Origin of the sequence: Streptomyces sp. NBC_01016, from assembly GCF_026341035.1 — a bacterium.
Classification (GTDB): Bacteria; Actinomycetota; Actinomycetes; order Streptomycetales; family Streptomycetaceae; genus Streptomyces.
Map to the genome: position 1 here is coordinate 4,471,491 of NZ_JAPEOQ010000001.1, position 20,315 is coordinate 4,491,805.

The 20,315-nt window shown below is 71.0% G+C and carries 18 protein-coding genes and 1 pseudogene; 12 read left to right on the top strand and 7 right to left on the bottom strand.

Translation table 11 applies throughout. The features are described 5' to 3' along the window. The first annotated feature begins 55 nt into the window (after positions 1–55). From OG746_RS20015 to OG746_RS20025, 3 genes and pseudogenes are all read left to right on the top strand, one after another. Positions 56–583: an isochorismatase family protein gene (locus OG746_RS20015; protein WP_266716365.1), complete on the top strand. Its 528-nt coding sequence runs from the start codon at positions 56–58 to the stop codon at positions 581–583. A 64-nt stretch (positions 584–647) separates the two neighbouring features. Then, positions 648–1,373 carry an MBL fold metallo-hydrolase gene (locus OG746_RS20020; protein WP_266716367.1) on the top strand — a complete coding sequence of 242 codons (726 nt, stop codon included), beginning with the start codon at positions 648–650 and terminating at the stop codon, positions 1,371–1,373. Beyond that, positions 1,297–2,008: pseudogene (locus OG746_RS20025) on the top strand (hypothetical protein). The gene OG746_RS20020 and the pseudogene OG746_RS20025 overlap by 77 nt, the downstream one beginning before the upstream one ends. 15 nt (positions 2,009–2,023) lie before the next feature. Here the strand turns inward: OG746_RS20025 and OG746_RS20030 are convergent. Next, a complete protein-coding gene (locus OG746_RS20030; RefSeq protein ID WP_266716369.1) occupies positions 2,024–3,085 on the bottom strand; it encodes a PucR family transcriptional regulator in 1,062 nt (353 codons plus the stop codon). 176 nt (positions 3,086–3,261) lie between these two features. Between OG746_RS20030 and OG746_RS20035 the strand changes: the two genes are divergently transcribed. From OG746_RS20035 to OG746_RS20055, 5 genes are all read left to right on the top strand, one after another. Continuing rightward, positions 3,262–3,777: an NfeD C-terminal domain-containing protein gene (locus OG746_RS20035; protein WP_266716371.1), complete on the top strand. Its 516-nt coding sequence runs from the start codon at positions 3,262–3,264 to the stop codon at positions 3,775–3,777. 115 nt (positions 3,778–3,892) lie between these two features. Then, positions 3,893–5,341: a flotillin family protein gene (locus OG746_RS20040; protein WP_266716372.1), complete on the top strand. Its 1,449-nt coding sequence runs from the start codon at positions 3,893–3,895 to the stop codon at positions 5,339–5,341. 272 nt (positions 5,342–5,613) lie between these two features. Further along, positions 5,614–6,222 carry a TetR/AcrR family transcriptional regulator gene (locus OG746_RS20045; RefSeq protein ID WP_266716373.1) on the top strand — a complete coding sequence of 203 codons (609 nt, stop codon included), beginning with the start codon at positions 5,614–5,616 and terminating at the stop codon, positions 6,220–6,222. Between the two features lie 97 nt (positions 6,223–6,319). Then, positions 6,320–8,383 carry a restriction endonuclease gene (locus OG746_RS20050; protein ID WP_266716375.1) on the top strand — a complete coding sequence of 688 codons (2,064 nt, stop codon included), beginning with the start codon at positions 6,320–6,322 and terminating at the stop codon, positions 8,381–8,383. Positions 8,384–8,491: 108 nt separating this feature from the next. Beyond that, on the top strand, positions 8,492–9,271 hold the full coding sequence (locus OG746_RS20055; protein WP_266716376.1) for a class I SAM-dependent methyltransferase: 780 nt from the start codon (positions 8,492–8,494) through the stop codon (positions 9,269–9,271). A gap of 70 nt (positions 9,272–9,341) precedes the next feature. Here the strand turns inward: OG746_RS20055 and OG746_RS20060 are convergent, their stop codons facing one another. The 4 genes from OG746_RS20060 to OG746_RS20075 are packed head-to-tail and all read right to left on the bottom strand — an operon-like array spanning position 9,342 to position 13,880. Then, positions 9,342–10,142: a GntR family transcriptional regulator gene (locus OG746_RS20060; RefSeq protein WP_524540435.1), complete on the bottom strand. Its 801-nt coding sequence runs from the start codon at positions 10,140–10,142 to the stop codon at positions 9,342–9,344. Positions 10,143–10,183: 41 nt separating this feature from the next. Then, positions 10,184–11,077, bottom strand: a complete 894-nt coding sequence (locus tag OG746_RS20065) for a sulfite exporter TauE/SafE family protein (protein ID WP_266716378.1) — start codon at positions 11,075–11,077, stop codon at positions 10,184–10,186. Further along, positions 11,074–12,633 (bottom strand): MBL fold metallo-hydrolase, encoded by a 1,560-nt coding sequence (locus tag OG746_RS20070; RefSeq protein WP_323179637.1) that lies wholly within the window; start codon positions 12,631–12,633, stop codon positions 11,074–11,076. Before OG746_RS20070 ends, OG746_RS20065 begins: the two co-directional genes overlap by 4 nt. A gap of 44 nt (positions 12,634–12,677) precedes the next feature. Then, a complete protein-coding gene (locus OG746_RS20075; RefSeq protein ID WP_266716379.1) occupies positions 12,678–13,880 on the bottom strand; it encodes an NAD(P)/FAD-dependent oxidoreductase in 1,203 nt (400 codons plus the stop codon). Positions 13,881–14,053: 173 nt separating this feature from the next. Here OG746_RS20075 and OG746_RS20080 point away from each other — a divergent pair, with 173 nt between their 5' ends. Next, positions 14,054–14,953: an aminoglycoside phosphotransferase family protein gene (locus OG746_RS20080; RefSeq protein WP_266716381.1), complete on the top strand. Its 900-nt coding sequence runs from the start codon at positions 14,054–14,056 to the stop codon at positions 14,951–14,953. Between the two features lie 264 nt (positions 14,954–15,217). After that, positions 15,218–16,360, top strand: coding sequence for a mandelate racemase/muconate lactonizing enzyme family protein (locus OG746_RS20085; RefSeq protein WP_266716383.1), 1,143 nt, complete (start codon positions 15,218–15,220; stop codon positions 16,358–16,360). Between the two features lie 62 nt (positions 16,361–16,422). On the opposite strand, the gene OG746_RS20090 is transcribed toward OG746_RS20085, so the two are convergent. Continuing rightward, the gene (locus OG746_RS20090) at positions 16,423–17,280 is read right to left on the bottom strand and encodes an alpha/beta hydrolase (protein WP_266716385.1); all 858 of its coding nucleotides are present in this window, start codon (positions 17,278–17,280) and stop codon (positions 16,423–16,425) included. 162 nt (positions 17,281–17,442) lie between these two features. Then, positions 17,443–18,513, bottom strand: a complete 1,071-nt coding sequence (locus OG746_RS20095; protein WP_266716387.1) for an ArsR/SmtB family transcription factor — start codon at positions 18,511–18,513, stop codon at positions 17,443–17,445. Positions 18,514–18,718: 205 nt separating this feature from the next. Here OG746_RS20095 and OG746_RS20100 point away from each other — a divergent pair, with 205 nt between their 5' ends. Continuing rightward, positions 18,719–19,765 (top strand): Bug family tripartite tricarboxylate transporter substrate binding protein, encoded by a 1,047-nt coding sequence (locus tag OG746_RS20100; protein ID WP_266716389.1) that lies wholly within the window; start codon positions 18,719–18,721, stop codon positions 19,763–19,765. Next, the gene (locus OG746_RS20105; protein WP_266716391.1) at positions 19,762–20,313 is read left to right on the top strand and encodes a tripartite tricarboxylate transporter TctB family protein; all 552 of its coding nucleotides are present in this window, start codon (positions 19,762–19,764) and stop codon (positions 20,311–20,313) included. The genes OG746_RS20100 and OG746_RS20105 overlap by 4 nt, the downstream gene beginning before the upstream one ends. Positions 20,314–20,315 lie beyond the last annotated feature (2 nt).

Sequence of the window (20,315 nt, forward strand, 5' to 3'; positions counted from 1 at the left end):
AAACCATTCACGTCATGAATGATTTGAGGCGAGAATCATAATTGATCATCGCACTGTGCAGATCGTCTTCGCCGACCTGCAGGACAGCATCGTGGCGCTGAGCAGCACGAACAGCCCCGAGACCATCAAGCGCTCGACCGGAGTGCTCGGCCAGGTCGCGCAGGCTCTGAACATCCCGTTCACCGTGTCGGTCGCACCCCGCCCCGGCGGACCCGGCGTCATCGCCGAACTTCCCGAAGCACCTGCCTTCGTGCGCGGCGGACCATGCTGCTGGGGCGACCAGCAATGGCGCGAAGCAATCGCCGCTCACACTCGCGGAACACTGGTCATCTGCGGCGTGACCTCAGAGATCGTGGTCCTTCACACCGCACTCGACGCCCTGGCCGCCGGCTACGACGTGATCGTCCCGGTCGACGCGAGCGGCGGCATGTCGGAGCGCACGGAGAGCGCGGCACTCCGTCAGATCGAAAAGGCAGGCGGCACCGTGACCTCGGTAGCCGGCCTCGTCACAGACATGGTCCGCGACTTCACCACCCCCACCGGCCGCGACGTCATCACCGCCCTGCACGACCTGGCGGGCTAGCGATCACCGCCGCAGACCTCGGCCAGAGCGCCACCTTCCCGTCCGTGCCTCCGAAGGAAAGCCCATGAAACTCGCACCCCATCTGCACCGCCTCGGCAACGATCTCGTGGCGTGCTACCTCATCGACACCTCCGAGGGCATCACCCTCATCGACGCCGGACTGCCCGGCCACTGGCGGGATCTTCAGCGCGAACTGCGCTCCCTGGGCAAGACCGTCGACGACATCCGCGGACTCGTGCTGACCCACGGCGACTCCGACCACATCGGCTTCGCCGAACGCCTGCGAACCACTCACGGCGTGCCGGTGTACGTGCACGCCGCCGACGCCATGCGCACCCGCACAGGAGAAAAGCCCAAGGTCTCAATCGGCCCCATGCGTCTGGGCCCGGCCCTCGGCTTCCTCGGCTACTCCATCCGCAAGAACGGCCTGCGTCCCCGCTACGTCGGCGAAACCACCAAGATCGGCGACGGCGACATCCTGAGCCTGCCCGGAAGTCCGGTCATCGTCAGCATGCCGGGGCACTCCCCGGGAAGCGTGGCGGTGCACGTCCCACTCGCCGACGCGGTCTTCGTCGGGGACGCCCTGACCACGCGGCACGTTCTCACCGGGCGCACAGGCCCTCAGCCCGCGCCCTTCACCGACGCCCCTGCGCAAGCACTCATGTCCCTCGAGCGAATCGGCGAGCTGTCGGCATCCTGGGTGCTCCCCGGCCATGGCGCCCCTTGGCGCACCTCACCGGCGGAGGCGCACAAGATGGTTCAGTCCGCCGCGACCAGCACCCACACCTGAACCCGAGCGCAGGAAGCGCCTGCTGATCCCGCTCCCGTGCGGGCGGACGCGGACGGGGTGCGACGGGGCTCAACGGGCGGATCCCAGTGTGCTGCGCGTCGGCGACAGCTGCGTCGCCGTCGAGTCGGCCGATGGCGGCATCGTCGTACGGCAGGCTTCGTCGCTGGACGGCCTCGCGTCCGCGCCCGCGAAGAAGGTGTGGTCGGACACCGGCGAGAGCTGGGAGCGGGTGATCGGCGACCCGTACATCAACGAGGCCCCGAGGCCATAAAGGATCCGAGCGGGCAGCTGCACGTCGTCTGCTCCGCCAACGGCAGCTGGAGCAGCCAGTGCTGCCTGGTCGACCTGCGGCTGCGGGCCGGCGGGGACCCCACATACGTATGGGACCGGTACAAGGCGAACGGCTGCCTGTTCGGCTCGCACCGCGAGACGATGATGGCCGGCTGGGATCCGACACTGAACGTCGACGGTCCGGGCCATCACACCTTCGCCCTGCGGGACGGTGACATCAACACGAGTCCGCTGGCCGAGAACAATCGGGTTCGTTCGTCTGGTGGGGCGACACCACCTACCGGCGGGCCAATGTCCCCGGCGCCGAGACGAACACCGGGTGGAGCCTCAAGTTCTTCGAGTGACGTTGAAGAGTCGTGTCAGGCGGCGTCCGTCGGCCAGTCCAGGAGGCGGGCGCCGATGACCGCGGTCTGCAATGTGTAGCGGTCGGCCGGGACCGCCGGGTCGATGCCGGTGAGCTGGTGGATACGGGCGAGGCGATACGTGAACGCCCGCACGCTGAGCGACAGTTGGCGGGCGGCCTCGGCCGACACGCAGCCGGCGTCGAAGTACGCCATCAGCGTGTCGATGAGCGGCTGGGCGCCGCCCCGTGCCTCGTGCAGCGGCCCCAGCGTGTTGTGGACCAGGTCGGTCATGGCCTGCCGGTCGCGGGTGAGGACGGGGTAGACGAGGAGGTCGGCCGAGCGCAGCACCGGGGTGTCGAGGCCGAGGCGGGTAGCCAGGTCCAGTGCGCTCAGCGCCTCCTCGTAGGACTGGACGACGCCGCCCGGGCCCGACTGCGGGCGGCCGATGGCGACCTGGCTTCCGTCGACGGCGGCGTACGCCTGCTTGGCGAAGTAGGTGAGGACCTCGGTCTGGTCGCCGGGGGCGATGCAGACGAGCCGCCCTTCCTTGGTGGTCAGCAGGATGTTCCGGTTGCCGAAACGGGCGATCACCGCGCCTTCGATCTCGCGCGCGACGGTGTCGCCCTCCTCATACGCGCCGTCGCCGCGGGCCACCGCTATCGCGTGCTCGCCGGACAGCCGCAGTCCGAAACGCTCGGCGCGCTCGGCCAGTTTGCCCAGGTCGCTGCGGCCGTACAGCAGGTCGTCGATGAACTCGCGGCGGGCCGCCTCCTCCCGGCGCATGGTCTGCCGCTGCGCGCGCTCGTAGCCCTCGGCGAACGCGTCGATGGCCTGGGCGCCTGCCGCGACGACGGCGTCGACCGTCACCCTGGTGCCGATGTTGCCGGTGTGCGTCTGCGCGAGGTGGGCGGCGACCAGGGCCCGCAGCCCGAGACCGGCCTCCGCGGCGCGCTCGCCCAGCGCGCGGCGCGCGTCGAGTTCGTCCCGGGTCAGCCGGCGTCCGGTGGTGGAGGCGTCGGCCACCGCCCGGACATACCCGTCCAGATACTCGTCGGGAACGTCCTGCTGCGACGCCATGCCCACCCCCATCGTGATGCCGAATGCTCTCCGTTCCTCCGCATTCTTAACGGATGAGCAAGCAGGCATCAAAATCGCGTAAAGATTGCCGGAAACCGGCAGTTACGTGAGGTGGTTGCCCATGGCAACATCCGGGTCAAGCACACGGAACAGGGGCGACGAGGGAGGCCAGTGACATGACGTGGTTTCTCGGACTCGGCATCGCGGGAGTGGTGCTGCTCGTCCTGTCCCTGGTGCTGGACGGGGTCCTGGAGGGGTTGTTCGACGGGGTCGGGGCCCTGGACGGGCTCTTCGACGGACTGCTGTCGCTGCCCGTGATCGCCGGCTTCGTGTCGATGCTCGGGTTCGGCGGCGCGATCGTACTCGGCACCACCGACCTCGGTGCCGGTCCCGCCACTGCAGTCGGTGCCGTCGCGGGGGGCGGCGCCGCCTGGCTGACGTGGAAGCTGACCCGCGCGCTGATGCGGGACCAGACCGCGGTGGCGCCCCGCGGAGACGACCTCGTCGGCAGCGCGGGCACCGTGGTCACCGCCATCCCGGTCGACGGATACGGCGAGGTGCTGCTCCAACTCGCGGGCCAGCCGACAAAGTTCTCGGCGAAGAGCGCGATCGCGGTCGCCCGCGGCGCCGAGGTGTGGGTGGCGGACATCCTGTCGCCGACCTCGGTCGAGGTCCGCGCGGTCGACCGCTGACGGCCGGCCGCTGACCGCTGATCGGTGACTGCTGATCACCGCCCGCTGACCGTACGAACCATCACCAACCGACTGCCGCCTCCCGGGAGGCGAGGGGGCAGAGGGGGAATTCATCATGAGCCCTGTGACCATCGCCGTGGCCGGAGTCGTCGTACTCCTGGTCCTGCTGGCGCTCGTCGTCATCACCCGCTACAAGGTCGCCGGTCCCAGTGAGGCGTTCATCGTCACCGGGCGGCGCGGCAAGAAGTCCACCGACCCGGAGACGGGTCACGTCATCACCGACAATAGCGGCCAGAAGGTCGTGGTCGGCGGCGGCGTCTTCGTCGTCCCGTTCGTGCAGCAGAAGTTCACGCTCGAACTGTCCTCGCGGCACATCCCCGTCGCGGTGCGCGGCGCGGTCACCCTGCGCGGCGTGAAGGCGAACCTCGAAGGCGTCGCGATCGTCAAGGTCGGCGGCACCGAGGACTCGATCCGGGCCGCCGCCCAGCGCTTCCTGATGCAGCAGGACGGCATCGTCGGCTTCACGCAGGAAGTGCTGTCCGGCGCGCTGCGCTCCATCGTCGGACGGATGTCGGTGGAGGACGTCATCCGCGACCGGGCCGCGTTCGCCGGGCAGGTCGCCGAGGAGGCGGAGGCGTCGCTGTCCGGACAGGGCCTGGTCCTGGACGCGTTCCAGATCCAGGACATCACCACCGAGGGCTCCTACCTGGAGGACCTGGGCCGGCCCGAGGCCGCCCGCGCCAAGCAGGAGGCCGACATCGCCGAGGCCGTCGCGCGTCGCGCCTCCGAGCAGGCGCGGCTGAAGGCCGAGGAGGAGATCGCGATCGCGCAGCGCACGTTCGCGCTGAAGCAGGCCGAGATCAAGGCGGAGACCGACCGGGCCGCCGCGCAGGCGAACGCGGCGGGACCGCTCGCGGACGCGGCCCGCCAGCAGGAAGTTCTCACCGAGCAGGAGAAGGTGGCGGAGCGTCAGGCGGCGCTGACCGACCGGGAGTTGGACACGAAGGTCCGCAAGCCCGCCGACGCCGCCCGTTACCAGGCCGAGCAGGAGGCAGAGGCCCGCCGGATCGGCCTGGTCAAGCAGGCGGAGGCGGACGCCCAGCGGGCCCGCCTCACCGGTGAGGGCGAGAAGGCGCACCGTGCTGCGCTTGCGGACGCGGTCCGGCTCGAGGGTGAGTCCGAGGCGGCGGCGATCGGCGCGAAGGGTGCCGCAGAGGCGGAGGCCATGCAGAAGAAGGCCGACGCGTTCGCGCAGTACGGCGACGCGGCCGTGCTGCAGATGCTGGTCGAGGTGCTGCCGCAGGTCGTCGCGAAGGCGTCCGAACCGCTGAGCGCCGTCGACAAGATGACGGTGATCTCCACGGACGGGGCGAGCCAGTTGTCCCGTACGGTCGCCGACAACGTCGCCCAGGGCGTCGAACTCCTCAACTCCACCACGGGTGTTGACCTCGCCGCGCTGCTGAAGAACATCACCGGGGCGAAGGGGGCGACGGTGCCCGCCCCGAAGTCCGCCGAACCGGCCGGCGCCGAATCGGTGAACGGCCACATCGAGATCACGGACTGAGCGGTTCGGGCGGTTCGGGCGGTTCGGGCGGTCCGAGCGGTCCGAGCGGTCCGAGCGGTCCGAGCTGTGCACCCGCGACTTAACGTTCGTTAGGCGCGATGCGCGACGTTCACGGGCGACGGGAGCAGGAAGCACACAGCAGGCCCCCGTCGCCCGACTTCCACTGCGGGCTCGGCGCCGAGGACACGCGGCGCTACGATGACGGCTCCGTCGCCGGTTGTACGAATGTTCAGTTGCGGGACGGACCGGGCGGCCCAGCAGATCGGAGCATCGTGTCCACTCGACCCGCAGGTCACAAGGCCATCATCGAGGCCGCCCGCGAAGAGTTCTCCGAGCAGGGCTACGGGGCCACCTCGATCCGCGACATCGCCAAGCGCGCCGGAGTGAGCCTGTCCGCGCTGTACTACTACTACAAGGGCAAGCAGGATCTGCTCGTCGCCATCCTCGAAGAGGGCCTCGACGCCTACTTCGGCGCCTGCGGAACCGCCCTCGAAGAGGCCGGCGACGACCCCGCGGAGCAGCTGGAGGCCCTGGTCACCGCGACGGTGCAGTTCCGTATCGAGCACCCGGTCAAGAGCAGCATCGTGCTGACCGAGGGCCGCAGCCTGGAACCCGAACACCTCGCCCGCTACCGCAAGAACGAGGAACGCGGCACGCAACAGTTCCGCGAGGTCATCGAACGCGGCGTCGCCGACGGCGTGTTCCTGACCCCCCACCCGGACGACGCCCGCCGCGCCGTGATCGCCATGTGCAACGCCATCGCCCAGTGGTACCGCACCGACGGCGAGGTGACCCCCGACGAACTCGTCGAGCGGTACGTGTCGTTGGCGCTGACGGTGGTGGAGTACCGGCCGCGGTCGGTTCGGCGCATGACCCGCTAGTGACTCCGGCCTACACGCCGGCTGTGCACCGCTAAAGTGGTGCGGCTATACCTGGTTGTGGGGACACCCAGGGCACTTGGGGGAGGGGCGCTCATAGATGAGTCGTCGTACGAGGGGAACGGTCGGCGTCTGGGCCGAGATGCAGCGGCAGCAGCAACGCCAGCAGGAGCTCGAAGCCAGGCGGAGTCGGCACGAAGCGCAGGAAATGCGCGCCTATCAGAGGCGTTCCGCGCAGAGCCAGCGTGAGTTTCAGCAAGCAGAGGTGAGGCGTCGCACGGAGGCGCTGGAGGCACAGGTCGCCGTGTTGCAGGGGCTGCTCGCGGAAGGCTGCCGGGCGCCGGCGTTCCGCACGTCCTCCTTACGGCGCGCCGAAGAGGTTCAACCGTTCTCACCTGGGCCGCTGGCGCACCCGGTGCCCATGCCGAACCCGCAGCAGTACCAGGCGCAGGGCGGCTGGACCGCAGGGCGGCGGGCCCATGCGCAGGCCGAGGCGCGGGCACGGTTCGAACGGGACTGGCACGCCGCCCAGGCCGCCGAGGCGCACCGGCAGCAGCAGTTGGCCACCTACCAGCACGAGCACCAGCGGCGCAGCGACGCGCACCTGGGGGAGGTCCGCCGGCACAACGCCGCGGTCCAAGCGATGGCCGACGGTGTGCGGCGCGGCGACCCGGATTCCGTGGTCGACTACTTTTCGGCCGCGCTCTATGCGTCGTCGGCGTGGCCGGAGGGGTTTCCGCGCCAGGTGACGGCGGCCTACGACCCGGCCGCACGGCAGCTGGTCCTCGACTGGGAACTGCCCGCGTACGACATCGTGCCCGAGGCCAAGTCCGTGCGGTACATGGCCGGTGCCGACCAGTACAAGGAGACCGCGCGCCCGGTCGGACAGCGCCGCGCGCTGTACCGGGAGGTGCTCGCGCAGTGCGTGCTGTTGGTGGTGAACGAACTCTTCGCCGCCGATGAAACGGGCGCCCTGGAGTCGATGGCGCTGAACGGGTTCGTCGACGGCCACGACCCGACGACGGGTCGGCCCGAGCACCTGGTCCTCGCCACGGTGATGGCCACCCGCAGCGCGTTCCGTGATCTGCACCTGGCACAGGTCGACCCATGCGGCTGCCTGGTGGACGCGCTGCGCGGGCAGCTCTCCGCGCGCCCCGACCAGGCCGTCGTGGTCCGGCCGAGCCGGCGGCCCCAGGACGTCGGCAGCCGTGTCGTGGCCCACGGGGACGACGCGGAACCGGACCTGTACGAGATGGATCCCATCGCGTTCGAGTCGCTCGTTGCGGGGCTCTTTGAGGCCATGGGCATGCAGGCGGTGACGACGCAGCGCTCGAACGACGGGGGCGTGGACGTCCGAGCCCTGGACCCGACGCCGATCCGGGGCGGCGACATCGTCGTCCAGGTGAAGCGGTACCGCAACACGGTTCCACCCACCGCCGTACGCGACTTGTACGGAACGGTGCAGGACGCGGGCGCCAACAAGGGTGTGCTCGTGACGACTTCGGGCTTCGGTCCGGGCTCCCACACATTCGCCAACGGGAAGTCGCTGGAGCTGATCTCGGGCACGGAACTGGTCGACCTGCTCCACCGGCACGGTCTGAGCGGGCAGTTGGGTGACGGTACCGGGAGCCGCGGCGCGGCGTCCCGGACGACGCCCGAGCAGGGCCCTGCCCTGCCCGACGAGTACAACGTCCTGGGCATGTCGTGGGAAGGCGAGGTCGCGGTGGACGTGTGCGCACTGGTCTGCCGAGGATCCCGGGTTCTCAGCGACGCGCACTTCGTCTTCTACAACAACCCTCGGACGCCGGATGGTTCGGTACGGGCGCTGCCGGCCAATGCCCCGGACAAGGCTGCGATCTGCGTAGCCTTCGACCAGCTTCCGAACGAGGCCGACCGGCTGGTGCTCGTGGCCGCCATTGACCCGGAGGTCAACCCCGACGCCGACCTCGCCGGCTTCACCCGGGCCCGCATCCGCCTGCTCGATCCCGAACTTTCGGAGCTGGCACACCTGGAGGTCTCCGAGGGCCGCCCCGGCGAGACGGCCCTCGTCCTCGGCTCCTTCCGCCACCGGCCGGGCGGGGACTGGGACTTCGTTCTGGGCGGCAAGGGGTACACCGGAGGCCTGGAGGAACTGGTCCAGGACTTCGGCATCGAGGTCGAATAGGTCCTCCGGGAGACCTCGACGCTTGAGCGTGAAGGTGAAGTACAGCAAGGGAGTTGGCTAGCGTGCGGTCCCTCGATCGTTCGTCTTGTGTGTGGGTACGGTGGCCGCGTGGAGCAGAGTGAACGGTGGCGTCATGCCTCTTCCTTCGGTGCGGCAGCGGTCTCGTACGCCGAGCATCGGCCCGACTATGCGCAGGCCGCCGTGCGTTGGGTGCTCGAAGGCGCGCCCGGAGTGCGTGTGCTTGATCTGGGGGCCGGAACCGGCAAGTTGACTGCCGTACTTGCTGTGCTGGGGGCCGAAGTTGCCGCCGTAGAGCCGGACTTGGCGATGCTGGGCGAGTTGCGTCGCTCCCTGCCGGGGGTTCGCGCCTTGCCGGGTAGCGCCGAGGCGATTCCGCTGTCGGATGCCTCGGTCGATGTCGTGCTGGTCGGCAACGCCATGCACTGGTTCGACATGGCGGTCGCGGGGCCCGAGATCGCCCGCGTCCTCGCGCCCGGCGGCGTACTGGCCGGGCTGTGGAACCTCATGGACGACGAGGTGGAGTGGGTCGCCGGGCTCGCACGGGTCGGTGGTGGCGCGGCCGTCGGCCCCCGTGACACCCCTGCCGCCTGGCGTGCGGCGACGGCCGGCATGCACCTTCCGAAGACCGAGGCGGCGCCCCGTTTCGGCTCACCGGAGCAGGCCGAGTTCCCGCACGGGCAGCGTCGCACCGCCGACTCCCTCGTTCAGACTCTCGCGACGCGCGCCGGCGTGCTGGTCATGCCGGAAGAGGAACGGGAAGCCCTGCTGGGGCGGATCCGTGCCTTCCTCGCCGGCACACCGGAGACCGCCCGTGGTGAGTTCACCCTGCCGATGCGGACGGGTGTGCTGCGGGTTCGGAGGCTGTGACAGCAGCCGTTGAAGACAGCAGCCCTTGAAGGCATCAGCTCTCGAAGACACGGCCCACGAAAGCGGCCCGTCAGGGAGTCGGAACGGGCGCGCCCAGCCGGTAGCCGTCGTCGGCCGAGAACGCGGCGGCCACCGTGAACCGGTCCGCGCGGACCAGGGTCTGGCGCCACTCGACCTGGCGATGGGCGTCGTCGTGGCCGAGCCGGTCGATCGCGAACAGGGCGGTGGACTCGGGGCAGTCGAGCAGCTTGCGCTCCGCGCGCGTGGGCACCACGGCCCGGATCCGCTCCCAGCCGCCGCTGATGTGCGTACGGCAGTGACGTTCCAGCTCGGCGTAGAGCGAGGTGTGCGTGAAGTCGACGGACAGGAGCGGGCGGGCCACGTCCGCCGGGAGCCAGACGCGGTCGACGGCGAGCGGCTCCCCGTCGGCGAGCCGCAAGCGTTCCAGGTGGACGAGGGGCGTGGACTCCTCGATGCCGAGACGGGCGGCGATGACACCGTCGGCACGCTCGTCGAGGCGGCGGACCACGCTGCGCTGGACGGCGCCGACCTCCTCGACCGAGTGGAAGAGGCTGTACGCCTCGCCGACCTTCTGCTCCAGCGGCCGGCTCGCCGCGAACCGGGACACCCTGCCCCGCTGTGCCGTGACCAGGCCCTCCGCGCGCAGCGTGCGCAGCGCCTCGCGGACGGTGTGCCGGCTGACCTGGTATTCGGCGACGAGATCGTGCTCACCGGGGAAGACGTCCCGGAACTCGCCGTCCTCAAGGCGTCGCAGAAGGTCGGCGCGGAGCTGGGACCACAGCGGCTTGCCCTTGGACCGGGTGAGCGGACGGGGGCCGGACTGCGAGCTGCTGGTGGGCACGGGATGCATGGTCGTCGATTTGCGGAGCCGGTGCAAACCCCTGGGCGCGCTCACACGAAGGCGTCCACCAGCATGAACGCGGCCGTCGCGAGCAGCAGGACCGCGAACGCGCGCTGCAATGCCGGTCCCGACAGCTTGGCCGCGAGCCGCCTGGCGTCCCACGCCCCGAGGATCGCGGCGCCGACGAAGGGGCCGAGCACCGCGGGATCGATGGAGATGCCCTCGGTCGTCAGGCGCGTGGTGAGGGACACCAGCGAGTTGAGCAGGGTGACGACGAGGCTGGTGCCGACGGCCACCCGCATCGGCAGCCGTAGCACGGACACCAGGGTGGGTACGGCGAGGAATCCGCCGCCCACCCCCAGCAGCCCGGTCACCGCGCCGAGCCCGGCCCCGGCCCCGGCGGTCCGCAGCGGGCCGGCCCGGCCGGGTGCGGTGGCAGTGGTGACCGTCGCTTCTGACTCTCGTACTTGTACGAGGCCGGGGGCGGGCCCCGCCGTCGGCCTCGTCGGCGGCCCGGCGCTCGCGGGCCCCGCCGCCGCCCGCACCGGCGGACCGGTGCTCGCGGGCGGCACCTCACCACGGGCACGTGCACCGCGCAGCATCACCGCGGCGGCCACCCCGGCCAGCACGGCGAACGCGCCGGTCAGCAGGTTCTGCGGGAGACGGTGCGCGAGCATCGACGCCCCGACGGTCGGCACCGCGCCGACCGCGGCGAACAGCACGCCGGTCCGCCAGCGGACGGTTCCGGTGCCCGCGTGCCGGGCGAGGGCGGTGGCGGAGGTGACGGTGACGATGACCAGGCTGGTCGTGCCCGCGTCGGCGGGGTCGACACCCAGGAGGTAGACGAGGGCCGGAACCGCGAGGACGCCACCGCCGCCGCCGAGCCCGCCGAGGGCCAGGCCGACCACGGCGCCGCAGAGCACGGCGAGGATCAGGGTGTTCACGCGGGGACGCCGCCCCCGCCGGCCGGATGCTCGACCGGGCCGCGCCATGCGGTGAACCCACCGCGCAGGTCGTCGGCGTCGAAGCCGTGGGCCCGGAGCACGGAGGCGGCCACGGACGAGCGGTTGCCGCTGGCGCACAGCACGACGAGTGGCTGATGCTGATGCGGCGTCAACTCGTCGATGCGTGCGATGAGTTCGGGCAGTGGAACGGTACGGGCGCCGGGGAGGGTGCCGGTGTCGTGGATCTCGCCGGGGGCGCGTACGTCCAGCAAGGTGAAGGGGCGGGGGTTCCCGGTGAGGCGGGCGGCGAGGGACGCCGGCTCCACGCGCGGCATCGACGTCACGTGCTCGGCGCTCAGGGTGTCGGCGGGCAGGGCGCCGAGGACCCGGTCGTAGCCGATGCGGGCGAGGCGGTTGCGGGCCTCCCGCGCCGTGCCGGGGTCCCCGCACAGAATGAGGTCGGCCCCGGCCGGGAGCACCTCGCCGCAGAGTTCGGCGAACCGGCCGCCGAGCGGGACGTTGACCGCGCCGGGCAGGTGGGCCGCGGCGAAGGAGTCGGGAGGCCGGGTGTCGAGGACGGTCGCTCCGTCGTCGACGGCCCGCCGTGCGGCGTCCGGGGTGAGGGCGGGCACGGGGGCGTCCTCGTCGAGCACCGGACGGGCCTCACGGTTGCGCTCGGACGTGAACGAGAAGTACGCGGGCGCCGCGGACTGGCCGGATGTCACGACGTCGACGAACGCGTCCTCCGACATGTCGGCCAGGGTGTAGTTGCTGACGCGCTGTGTGCCGAGCGTGCAACTCAGCTCGGCCGACAGGTTCTTGCCGCAGGCCGAGCCGGCCCCGTGCGCCGGGAAGACGCGGGTCTCGTCGGGGAGGGTGAGCAGGCGCTCGCGGGTGGAGCGGTAGAGGGCGCGGGCCATGTCCTCCGCCGACCGGCCGCGCGCGCTGAGCAGATCGGGGCGGCCCACGTCGCCGATGAACAGGGTGTCGCCGGTGAGGACGCCGTAGGGGACGGGGTCGGCCGCGTGCTCGCGTACGACGACGCAGACCGACTCCGGGGTGTGTCCGGGGGTGTGCAGGATCTGGAGGTCGACCTCACCGAGGCCGAGGTGTTGGCCGTCCGCGAGGGGGTCGGTGTCGAAGTCGACGTCGGCGGCGGAGCCGTAGGAAATGGGGGCGCCGGTGCGCTCGGCCAGCTCCAGGTGGCCGGAGAGGAAGTCGGCGTGGACGTGGGTCTCGACGACGCGCTCGATGATGAGGCCGTGGTGTGCGGCGGTGGCGAGGTACTCGTTGACATCGCGCTGGGGGTCGACCACGACGGCGCGGCCCGTGGTGCGGTCGCCGATGAGGTACGAGGCGTGCGAGAGGCAGTCGAGGTAGAACTGCACGAAAATCAGCGGCCCGGTGCCGTCGTGTATCAGCGGCCCCGTGCCGTCGTGCATCAGCGGTCCGGTGCCGTCATGGGTGACGGGAACCTGCGGCATGACGGATTCCTTGGGCGCGACGGGCTCCTGGGGCACGACGGACTCCTCGGGCGCGACGGATTCCTTGGGCATGACGGACTCCTGGGTCATGAAGCTGCTTGGGGGAGGCGTGCGGGTCACGCGAGCCCGCGGAGCATGAGGTTCCAGTACAGGAACGGCAGACCGTGCCGCTTGAGGTACCACATGTCGGTGCGCTCGCGGACCGTGTCGATCAGCGGGATCGAGGGGGCGGGCCGCCCGCTGTAGTCGAACTCGGCGAGCAGCATCTTGTTGCGGGCCGTGGTCAGCGGGCACGAGGAGTAGCCGTTGTAGACGGCGAGCGGCTCTTGACCGTGCATTGTCGCGAGCAGGTTCTCGACGACCACGGGTGCCTGCTGGCGCACGGCCGCGCCGGTCTTGGAGTTGGGCGAGGAGCCGGCGTCGCCGAGGGCCCAGATATTGGGGTACCGGACGTGCCGCATGCGGTGCTTGTCGATCTCGACATAGCCGGCCGGGTTGGCGGCGTCCGCGAGCGGGCTGCGCTTGATCCAGTCCGGGGCGCTCTGCGGCGGTACGAGATGAGCCATGTCGTAGGGGAGGGTCGTCTTGGTGCCCGTGCCGATGTCGCTGACGACGACCTCACGGGCCTCGGGCCGGACCTCGGTGACCTCGCTGCCGTAGTGGACGTGGATGCCGTACCGGCGGGCCACGCCCTCCAGCACCCGCGCGAACTCCGGAACGCCGAAGATGGTGTCGGTCGGGAGCACCAGGTGGATGTCCATCCGGCCGAGAACGCCCTCCCGGCGCCAGTGGTCGGCGGCGAGGTAGGCGATCTTCTGCGGGGCGCCGCCGCACTTGATGGCTCCGGTCGGCATGCCGAACACGGCGCTGCCCGAACGGGTCTCGCGGATGAAACGCCAGGTCACGGGTGCGGTGTGTGGAAGATAGTTGCTGGAGAGCCCGTTCTGGCCGAGCCCGTCCGCAAGGCCCGGCACACCGTCCCAGTCCAGCTGGATGCCGGCGCAGACCACGAGGTGGTCGTAGTGCACGACACCGCCGTCGTCCAGGGTCACCTCCTGGGCGTCCGGGTCGACGGCGACCGCGGCGCGCCGGATCCACCGGACGCCCTTCGGCATCACGGACTTCTGCGGCCGGACGCTCTCCTTCAGCGGCGCCCGTCCGCCCCCGACCAGCGTCCACAGCGGCTGGTAGTAGTGCCGCTCGCTCGGGTCGAGGACCGCGACGTCACGCTCGCCGGCCCGACGGAGCCGCGCCGCGACCGAGATGCCGGCGGAGCCGCCGCCCACGATCACCGTCCGGTGGTGCTGTGTGGTCACCAAGGGAATCCCTCCCGTGAATGTACGTACATCTACGCTAGAGCGTGTGTCCGCTGACGTACAAGCGGCTGAAGGTGATCTGGCTCAAGTTGTACGTACATTTAAGATCGCTCGGTGTTGGGGTGGCCGGGGAAAACGGGGTGCGGCGGGGTGGTGCGAGGCGTGAAGGTGTGTGGATGCGTCCACCCATCGACACCGCCCTGACCCGCAGACTCGTCGACGCACAGTTCCCGCAGTGGGCCGGTCTGCCGCTGGAGCGTGTCGAACCGGGTGGCTCGGACCATGTCATCCACCGGCTCGGCACCGAACTCGCGGTGCGGATGCCCCGGCACCCCGGGCCGCTCGGCGGCCTGGACAGGGAGTTCGCCTGGCTGCCCCGGCTCGCCCCGCACCTGCCCCTCGCCGTGCCCGTCCCGGTGGCGCAGGGCCGTCCCGGCTTCGGCTACCCCTGGCCCTGGTCGGTCTCCCGCTGGCTGGACGGCGAGACGGCTGGCGCCGGGAAGTTGGGCGACGACGCCGCCGTCGCGGGTGAACTGGCCGAGTTCCTCCGTGCGTTGTGGGACTTCGGTCGGATCCACCGGCCCGCACCGGGGCCCGCCGCGGTCCCGCCCCCGGAGCCACTTGCGGACCGTGACCGTGCCACGCGCGCGGCGATCGCGCAGGCCGCGGACGCCTTCGACGCGGAGGCGATGACCGAGGTGTGGGACGCGGCGCTGGCCGCCGAACCGTGGAACCGGCCGCCCGTATGGGTCCACGGTGACTTCCACACCGGCAACCTGCTCACCGCGGACGGCCGACTCGACGCGGTGATCGACTTCAGCGGCCTGGCCTTCGGGGACCCCGCCACCGACCTGATGATGGCCTACTCGTTGATGACGGCGCCCAGTCGGGCGGTCTTCCGCACCGCCCTCGGAGTGGACGACGCCACTTGGGCGCGCGGCCGCGGCTGGGGTCTGACGGGCGGCCTCATCGCGTACGCCGCGTACGCCCACGAGTCGCCGGGGATCGCTGCGGTGACCACGCGTCAGATCCGGGCCGTGTTGGAGGACTTGGCGGCGCATCCCGCAATGGGCTGAGGGGCGCGTGACCGCAGTCGCATGATTGATGTGCCGTGGGTATCGCGAGATCCAGAAAGAGTGTTGGACGCGAATCACCCGCAGCCGTAGCGTCCTCTCAATCCCAGTGACTCCGTTCAAGAGGGCGCGCGGGGGCGTTCAAGGGCCGCTCCTTCCGTGCGTACAACGCCGTGCGTACAACGCCGTACGTACGTGCCTGTCGGTGCGAGCCGGGTGACGAAGGCGCCGCTGCCCGGCGGAAGTTGACGGAAGGAGATCAGCAGCATGACGCTGGACGACGCGGCGCCGGTCATCGAGTCGATCGACATTCTGCGCGTGGTCATCCCCTACGACAGCGGGCGCCGGCGCCCCACCACCGTGGGGGACACGACACTGAACGCGGCCGCCGCGTCGCTGGAGCGCATGGAGTGCCTGCTGGTGAAGGTCGTCGACTCCGACGGGCGGACCGGTTGGGGCGAGGCGTTCGGGCACGCCGTGAACCCGGTGACGTTCGCCGCGCTGCGCGACCTGGTCGGTCCGCTGTACCTCGGCACACCGGCCCGCCCCGGCGCGGCCCCGCAGGCGGACCACGCGCTGCACGCCTTCGGCCGCTCAGGGCCCGTGCTGTTCGCGCAGTCGGGGATCGACATCGCCCTGTGGGACCTCGCCGCGCAGCGCGCCGGACTTCCGCTGCGCCGACTGCTCAACTCGCACGCCGCCGACCAGGTCGAGTCGTACGCCAGCCTCATGGTGTACGACAACGAGTCGGAGGAGGTCGCCCGACACGCCAAGTACGCGGCGGAGCAAGGGTTTTGGGGGGTCAAGCTGCACGAGACCGAGTACGAGGCGGTCGCGGCCGCGCGCGCCGTGCTGCCGGACGGCGTCGAGCTCATGGTGGACGTCAACTGCCCCTGGACGCCGGACGAGGCCGAGCGCCGGATGGACCGGCTGCGGGACCTCGACCTGACCTGGCTGGAGGAACCGGTCTTCCCACCGGACGACGCGGCCGCCCTCGCCCGGCTGCGGGCCACCGGCGTCCCGGTCGCGACCGGCGAGAACGCCTCGGGGCCCGCCGGTTTCGCCGCGCTCTTCGCGCGCCGGGCCTGCGACGTGGCGCAGCCCAGCGTCTCGAAGATCGGCGGCATCAGCGGACTCCTCGAAGTCGGCCTGCTGGCGAGGACACACGGCGTACGCGTCGTGCCGCACAACTTCGCCTTCGGACCGGCCACCCTCGCCACCGCCCAGTACCTGGCCGCGTACCAGCCCGCCACGCGCCTCGAAGTCCCGCTCGTGGCCTGGCCGGTGCGGCTGCACGAGGCTCAGGCGTGGGAGCCCGTGACCCGCCTCTCCGACGACCCCGGCCTCGGTTTCGTACCCGACCAGGGCGTCCTCGACGACCACCTGATCGACTCCGCGCGCCTCGCCTGAAGAAGATCGCCTGAAGACGATCGCCTGAAGAAGAACTGCCGTCTTCCCGACCGTTCCTCGGTTCAGCGACCCTCGAACACGCCCGCGGTGAAGGCCCGGACCTCGTCCAGGACCCCCATCCCGTTGTGCGCCACGCCCGGGACGATGTCGAGGCGCGCGTCGATTCCCAGGGAGCGGTAGTTCTCGTACAGCGCCGTGATGCGCTCGACCCGGGTGCGGCCCACCGCGTCCGCGCCGTCCATCCAGTTGGTGTCGCCGGGGTTGTTGATCTCCCACGTCTCGGTGTCCTCCGAGCCGACCACCAGATGCACCGGCACCTCGCGGATCCGGTCCAGGTCCACGGGCGCCCCGAAGCGTTCCGCGAAGCCGCGGGTGCCGAGCCACCACTCGCGCTCCGGGTCGATCAGCGTGACCCTGCCCGGGGCGCCGATCGACACCCCGGCGAGGCGGTCGGGGTGCAGCAGCAGGAAGCGGTGGGCGTACTGGCCGCCGCCGGAGAACCCGTGCAGCACGAAGCGTGAAGCATCGATGCGGACGCGCTCCGCCGCCTCCTCGACGATGGCGAGCAGCGCCAGGTCGAAGCGGACGCCTTCGTGCTCCATGAATTTGAAGTTGTGCAGGTCGTCCGGGTCGCTGCCGAGTCCCGCGGGGAAGAGCGGGGCCAGCACCACGATGCCGTGCTCCTCGGCGAAGTCGGCCAGCGCGTCGCGGTATTGGGGGCCGGTGCGGCCGGTGCCGTGCTGGATGACCAGGAGCGGCAGGGGGTGCTCGGCGGTGTGGTGTGCGGCCGGTACGTACAGGCAGTACGACAGGCGCTGGTCGTAGCGGGACGCGAACTGGGTGGTGGCTCCGGTGACGTAGAAGTCGGCGGTCGACTTGGTGCGTGACCCCTTGGGCGTGGTGGTGCTCGGCGAGCTCATGCGGCGGGACCTCGATCGTGGTGCGGCGGTGATCGGCGTACGGGTGGGTGGACGCCGGCCTTGAGCGGGTCGCGGCGTTCGGCCGTCAGCGTCGCCGGTGCCGCCGGGCCGCCTCAAGGAGATTGCCGCAGAGGTGTCAATGACCGTGTGGGCTACGCCTGTTCAGCGGTGCAGCGCCGCGAGCAGGTCGGCGCCGAGATTGCGGACCGCCTCCTGGTCGAGCTGGTAGTGGACGCGCGCGCCGCGCCGGTGCGTGACCACAAGCCCCGACTCCCGCAGGCGCCTGAGGTGCCGGGACATCTGAGGCGGTGTCATCCGGTACTGCGTGGCCAGTTCGGTGGTGGTCATCGCCTCGCGCAACAGGGTCCGGCAGAGGTCGACCCGGAGCGGCTCGTGCAACACCTTCAGGCGCTCCCGCACCACGTCGAGGGAGGGCGGCCCGGCCCCGTCCCCGCCGCGCACCGGGTACTGCACGACGATCGGGAACCCCGGATAGTGCTTGATCGCCACATGCGGATTGACGTGCAGGGACGGCACGAGCAGACACGGTGTGCCGGACAGTGGCACCCGCGCCTGGTACAGCTTCTCGAACTCCACCCGCGGCGGATCGGCGAGCACCCGCGCCGTCGGGAAGCCGGCCAGGACCGCGGCGCCGTCCTGCCGGTGCTCCTGGAAACGGCCCCTGACCTCGGAGCCCAGCGGGCCCGCGAGCCGCTCCCACTCCGCCCCGAACCACTGCTCACCGGCCAGGTGGAGGAACTCCGTGAAGGTCTCCCGCAGCCCCTCCGGGTCCGAGACCAGCCGCGCGCCCAACGTGAACCGGTCCTCGGCGTGCTGCCGCAGCCGCGCCAGGAACCGGCCCGGGTCCCGCAGTGCCTCTTCGGGGGGTGGTGTGTTCTTGCCCAGCAGAGCCTGCGCCGTCATCCCGGTGAACTCCTCGCGGGGCAGCGCGGTGATCTCCCCGATCTCCTCCGAGAGTTCGCGCTCCCCGTTCGCCGACAGGGGCAGCAGATAGCGCGCCCGGAACGCGCCCCACAGCGGTGACAGGGCCGCCGCCCGGTCGAGCAGGGTGGGTTCGGCGTCCTGCCGTACGGCGTCCGCCCAGCGTCGGCTCGCCGGATGGTGGCCGGGTGTCTGCAGGGCGTGGAGGCAGGCGCAGAGCTCGGCGAGCGGGGAGACCCTGGGGGCCACGAACCGGCTCGCCGCCGGGCCGAGTTCGATCACGACGGGCATCCGCCGACCCTTGAGGATTGATGGGTTGATGTCAATCCTCTTGCCGTCGCGACGGCCGGGCACGGAAGATCCAGGCCACTCGCGCCCTGCATGTTCACGCCACCCTTCCCCCCTCTGCGCTCTTCTGCTCACGACACACGTCACCGCCACAGTCCCAGTCACAGTCCCCGTCCATGTCACTCGTCGCCGTGCTGGAGTCCCCGCCATGCCTCTGCTCTCCCGCAGCCCCCGACCACCGGGACCGTTCCGGCGCGGGCGGGCCGCCCTCGGCGTGCTGCTCGCCACCGCCCTCACCACAGGCCTCGGCGGGTGCGCGGTCGGACCGGTCGACTCCGGTGCGGCCGTCGTCGGCTACCCCTCCCGTGGCCTGTCGATCCTCGCCCCCGGCAGCGTAGGAGGAGGCTTCGACTCCCGGGCCCGCGGCATCGGAGGCGCCCTCACGGGCTGCGGTGTCACCGACGAGGACGTCACCGTCAGCAACGCGCCCGGCGCCGCGGGCACCATCGGCCTCGCCCGGATCGCGGGCCGCGCCGACGACCCGTACCAGCTGATGACCATGGACACCGTCACCCTGCTCGGCGGCGAGATCCAGAACCACTCGCCGGTCTCCCTCACCCGGCTCACACCGATCGCGGGCCTCACCGTGTCCACCACCGCGATCGTCGTCCCGGCCAAGTCGCCCTACCGCGACCTCCCTTCCCTGATCCGCGCCACCGCGAAGAAGCCCCGAGCCACCAAGTGGGTCGGCGGATCACTCGGTGGCCCCGACCACATCACCGTGGCCTCGCTCGCCCAGCGCGTGCACCTGGCGCCGGACCGTCTCACGTACGTGCCCACCGGCGGTGGGGGAGAGGTCCTCAACATGCTGCTGAGCGGCGTCGCCACGGCCGGGCTCTCCACGCTGTCCGAGATCCGCCCCCAGGTGGAGGCGGGCAAACTGCGCATCCTCGCGGTCTCCGGCGGGAGTTCACCGAAGGACCTCGGCTCCCCGCCGACGCTCGACCGGCTCGGGTACGGCGACGATGCCGTGGACGCCATCGGAGGTGTCATGGCGCCACCCGGGCTCAACGCTTCCGAGCAGCGCGCCGTCGTCCGGCTCGTCGACAAGATGCGGCACACGAGTTGCTGGAAGAAGACCCTGCGCGAGAACGACTGGGACGAAGTCTGGCTCCCCGGACGGAAGTTCGGCGACCTGATCGCTCGTCAGCAGAAGCAGGTCGGCGCCGTACTGAAGGAGGTCGGTCTCGGATGACCCCCACCCCGAACTCGTCGACGGCTGAGACCGACAGCCGTCCGCTCGACACACGTCCGCCCGGCACCCGTCCGCTCGGTCCCCGCATCGCCGCGCTCGCCTTTCTCGCCACCGGAATCGCCGTCCTGGCCCTCGCCTTCGCGATCCCCACCCCGGCGCTCGCCGAGGGCACCGATGTCGGGCCGCGTGCCTTTCCGCTGCTGATCGGCGCCGGACTCACCGTCACCGCCGCGGTCAACGCCGTCCAGTGCTTCCGCGGCAGCGACCCCGCCCAGGACGAACAGGCCCGCGAGGAGGCCCGCGTCACCGAATGGCGCCCGGTCGTGCTGCTTCTCGCGACGCTCGCCGCGTACGTCCTCACGCTGGAGTTCTTCGGCTACTGGCAGACCACCGCAGTGCTCTTCGTCGCGGTCGCCCGGATCCTCGGCAGTCGCCGCATCCGCCGCGACCTGCTGATCGGACTCGTCCTCGCGCTGGCGACGTATCTGCTCTTCGACCAGCTGCTCGGCATCCACCTCCCGCCCGGCTACCTGCGATGGGACCTGTGACC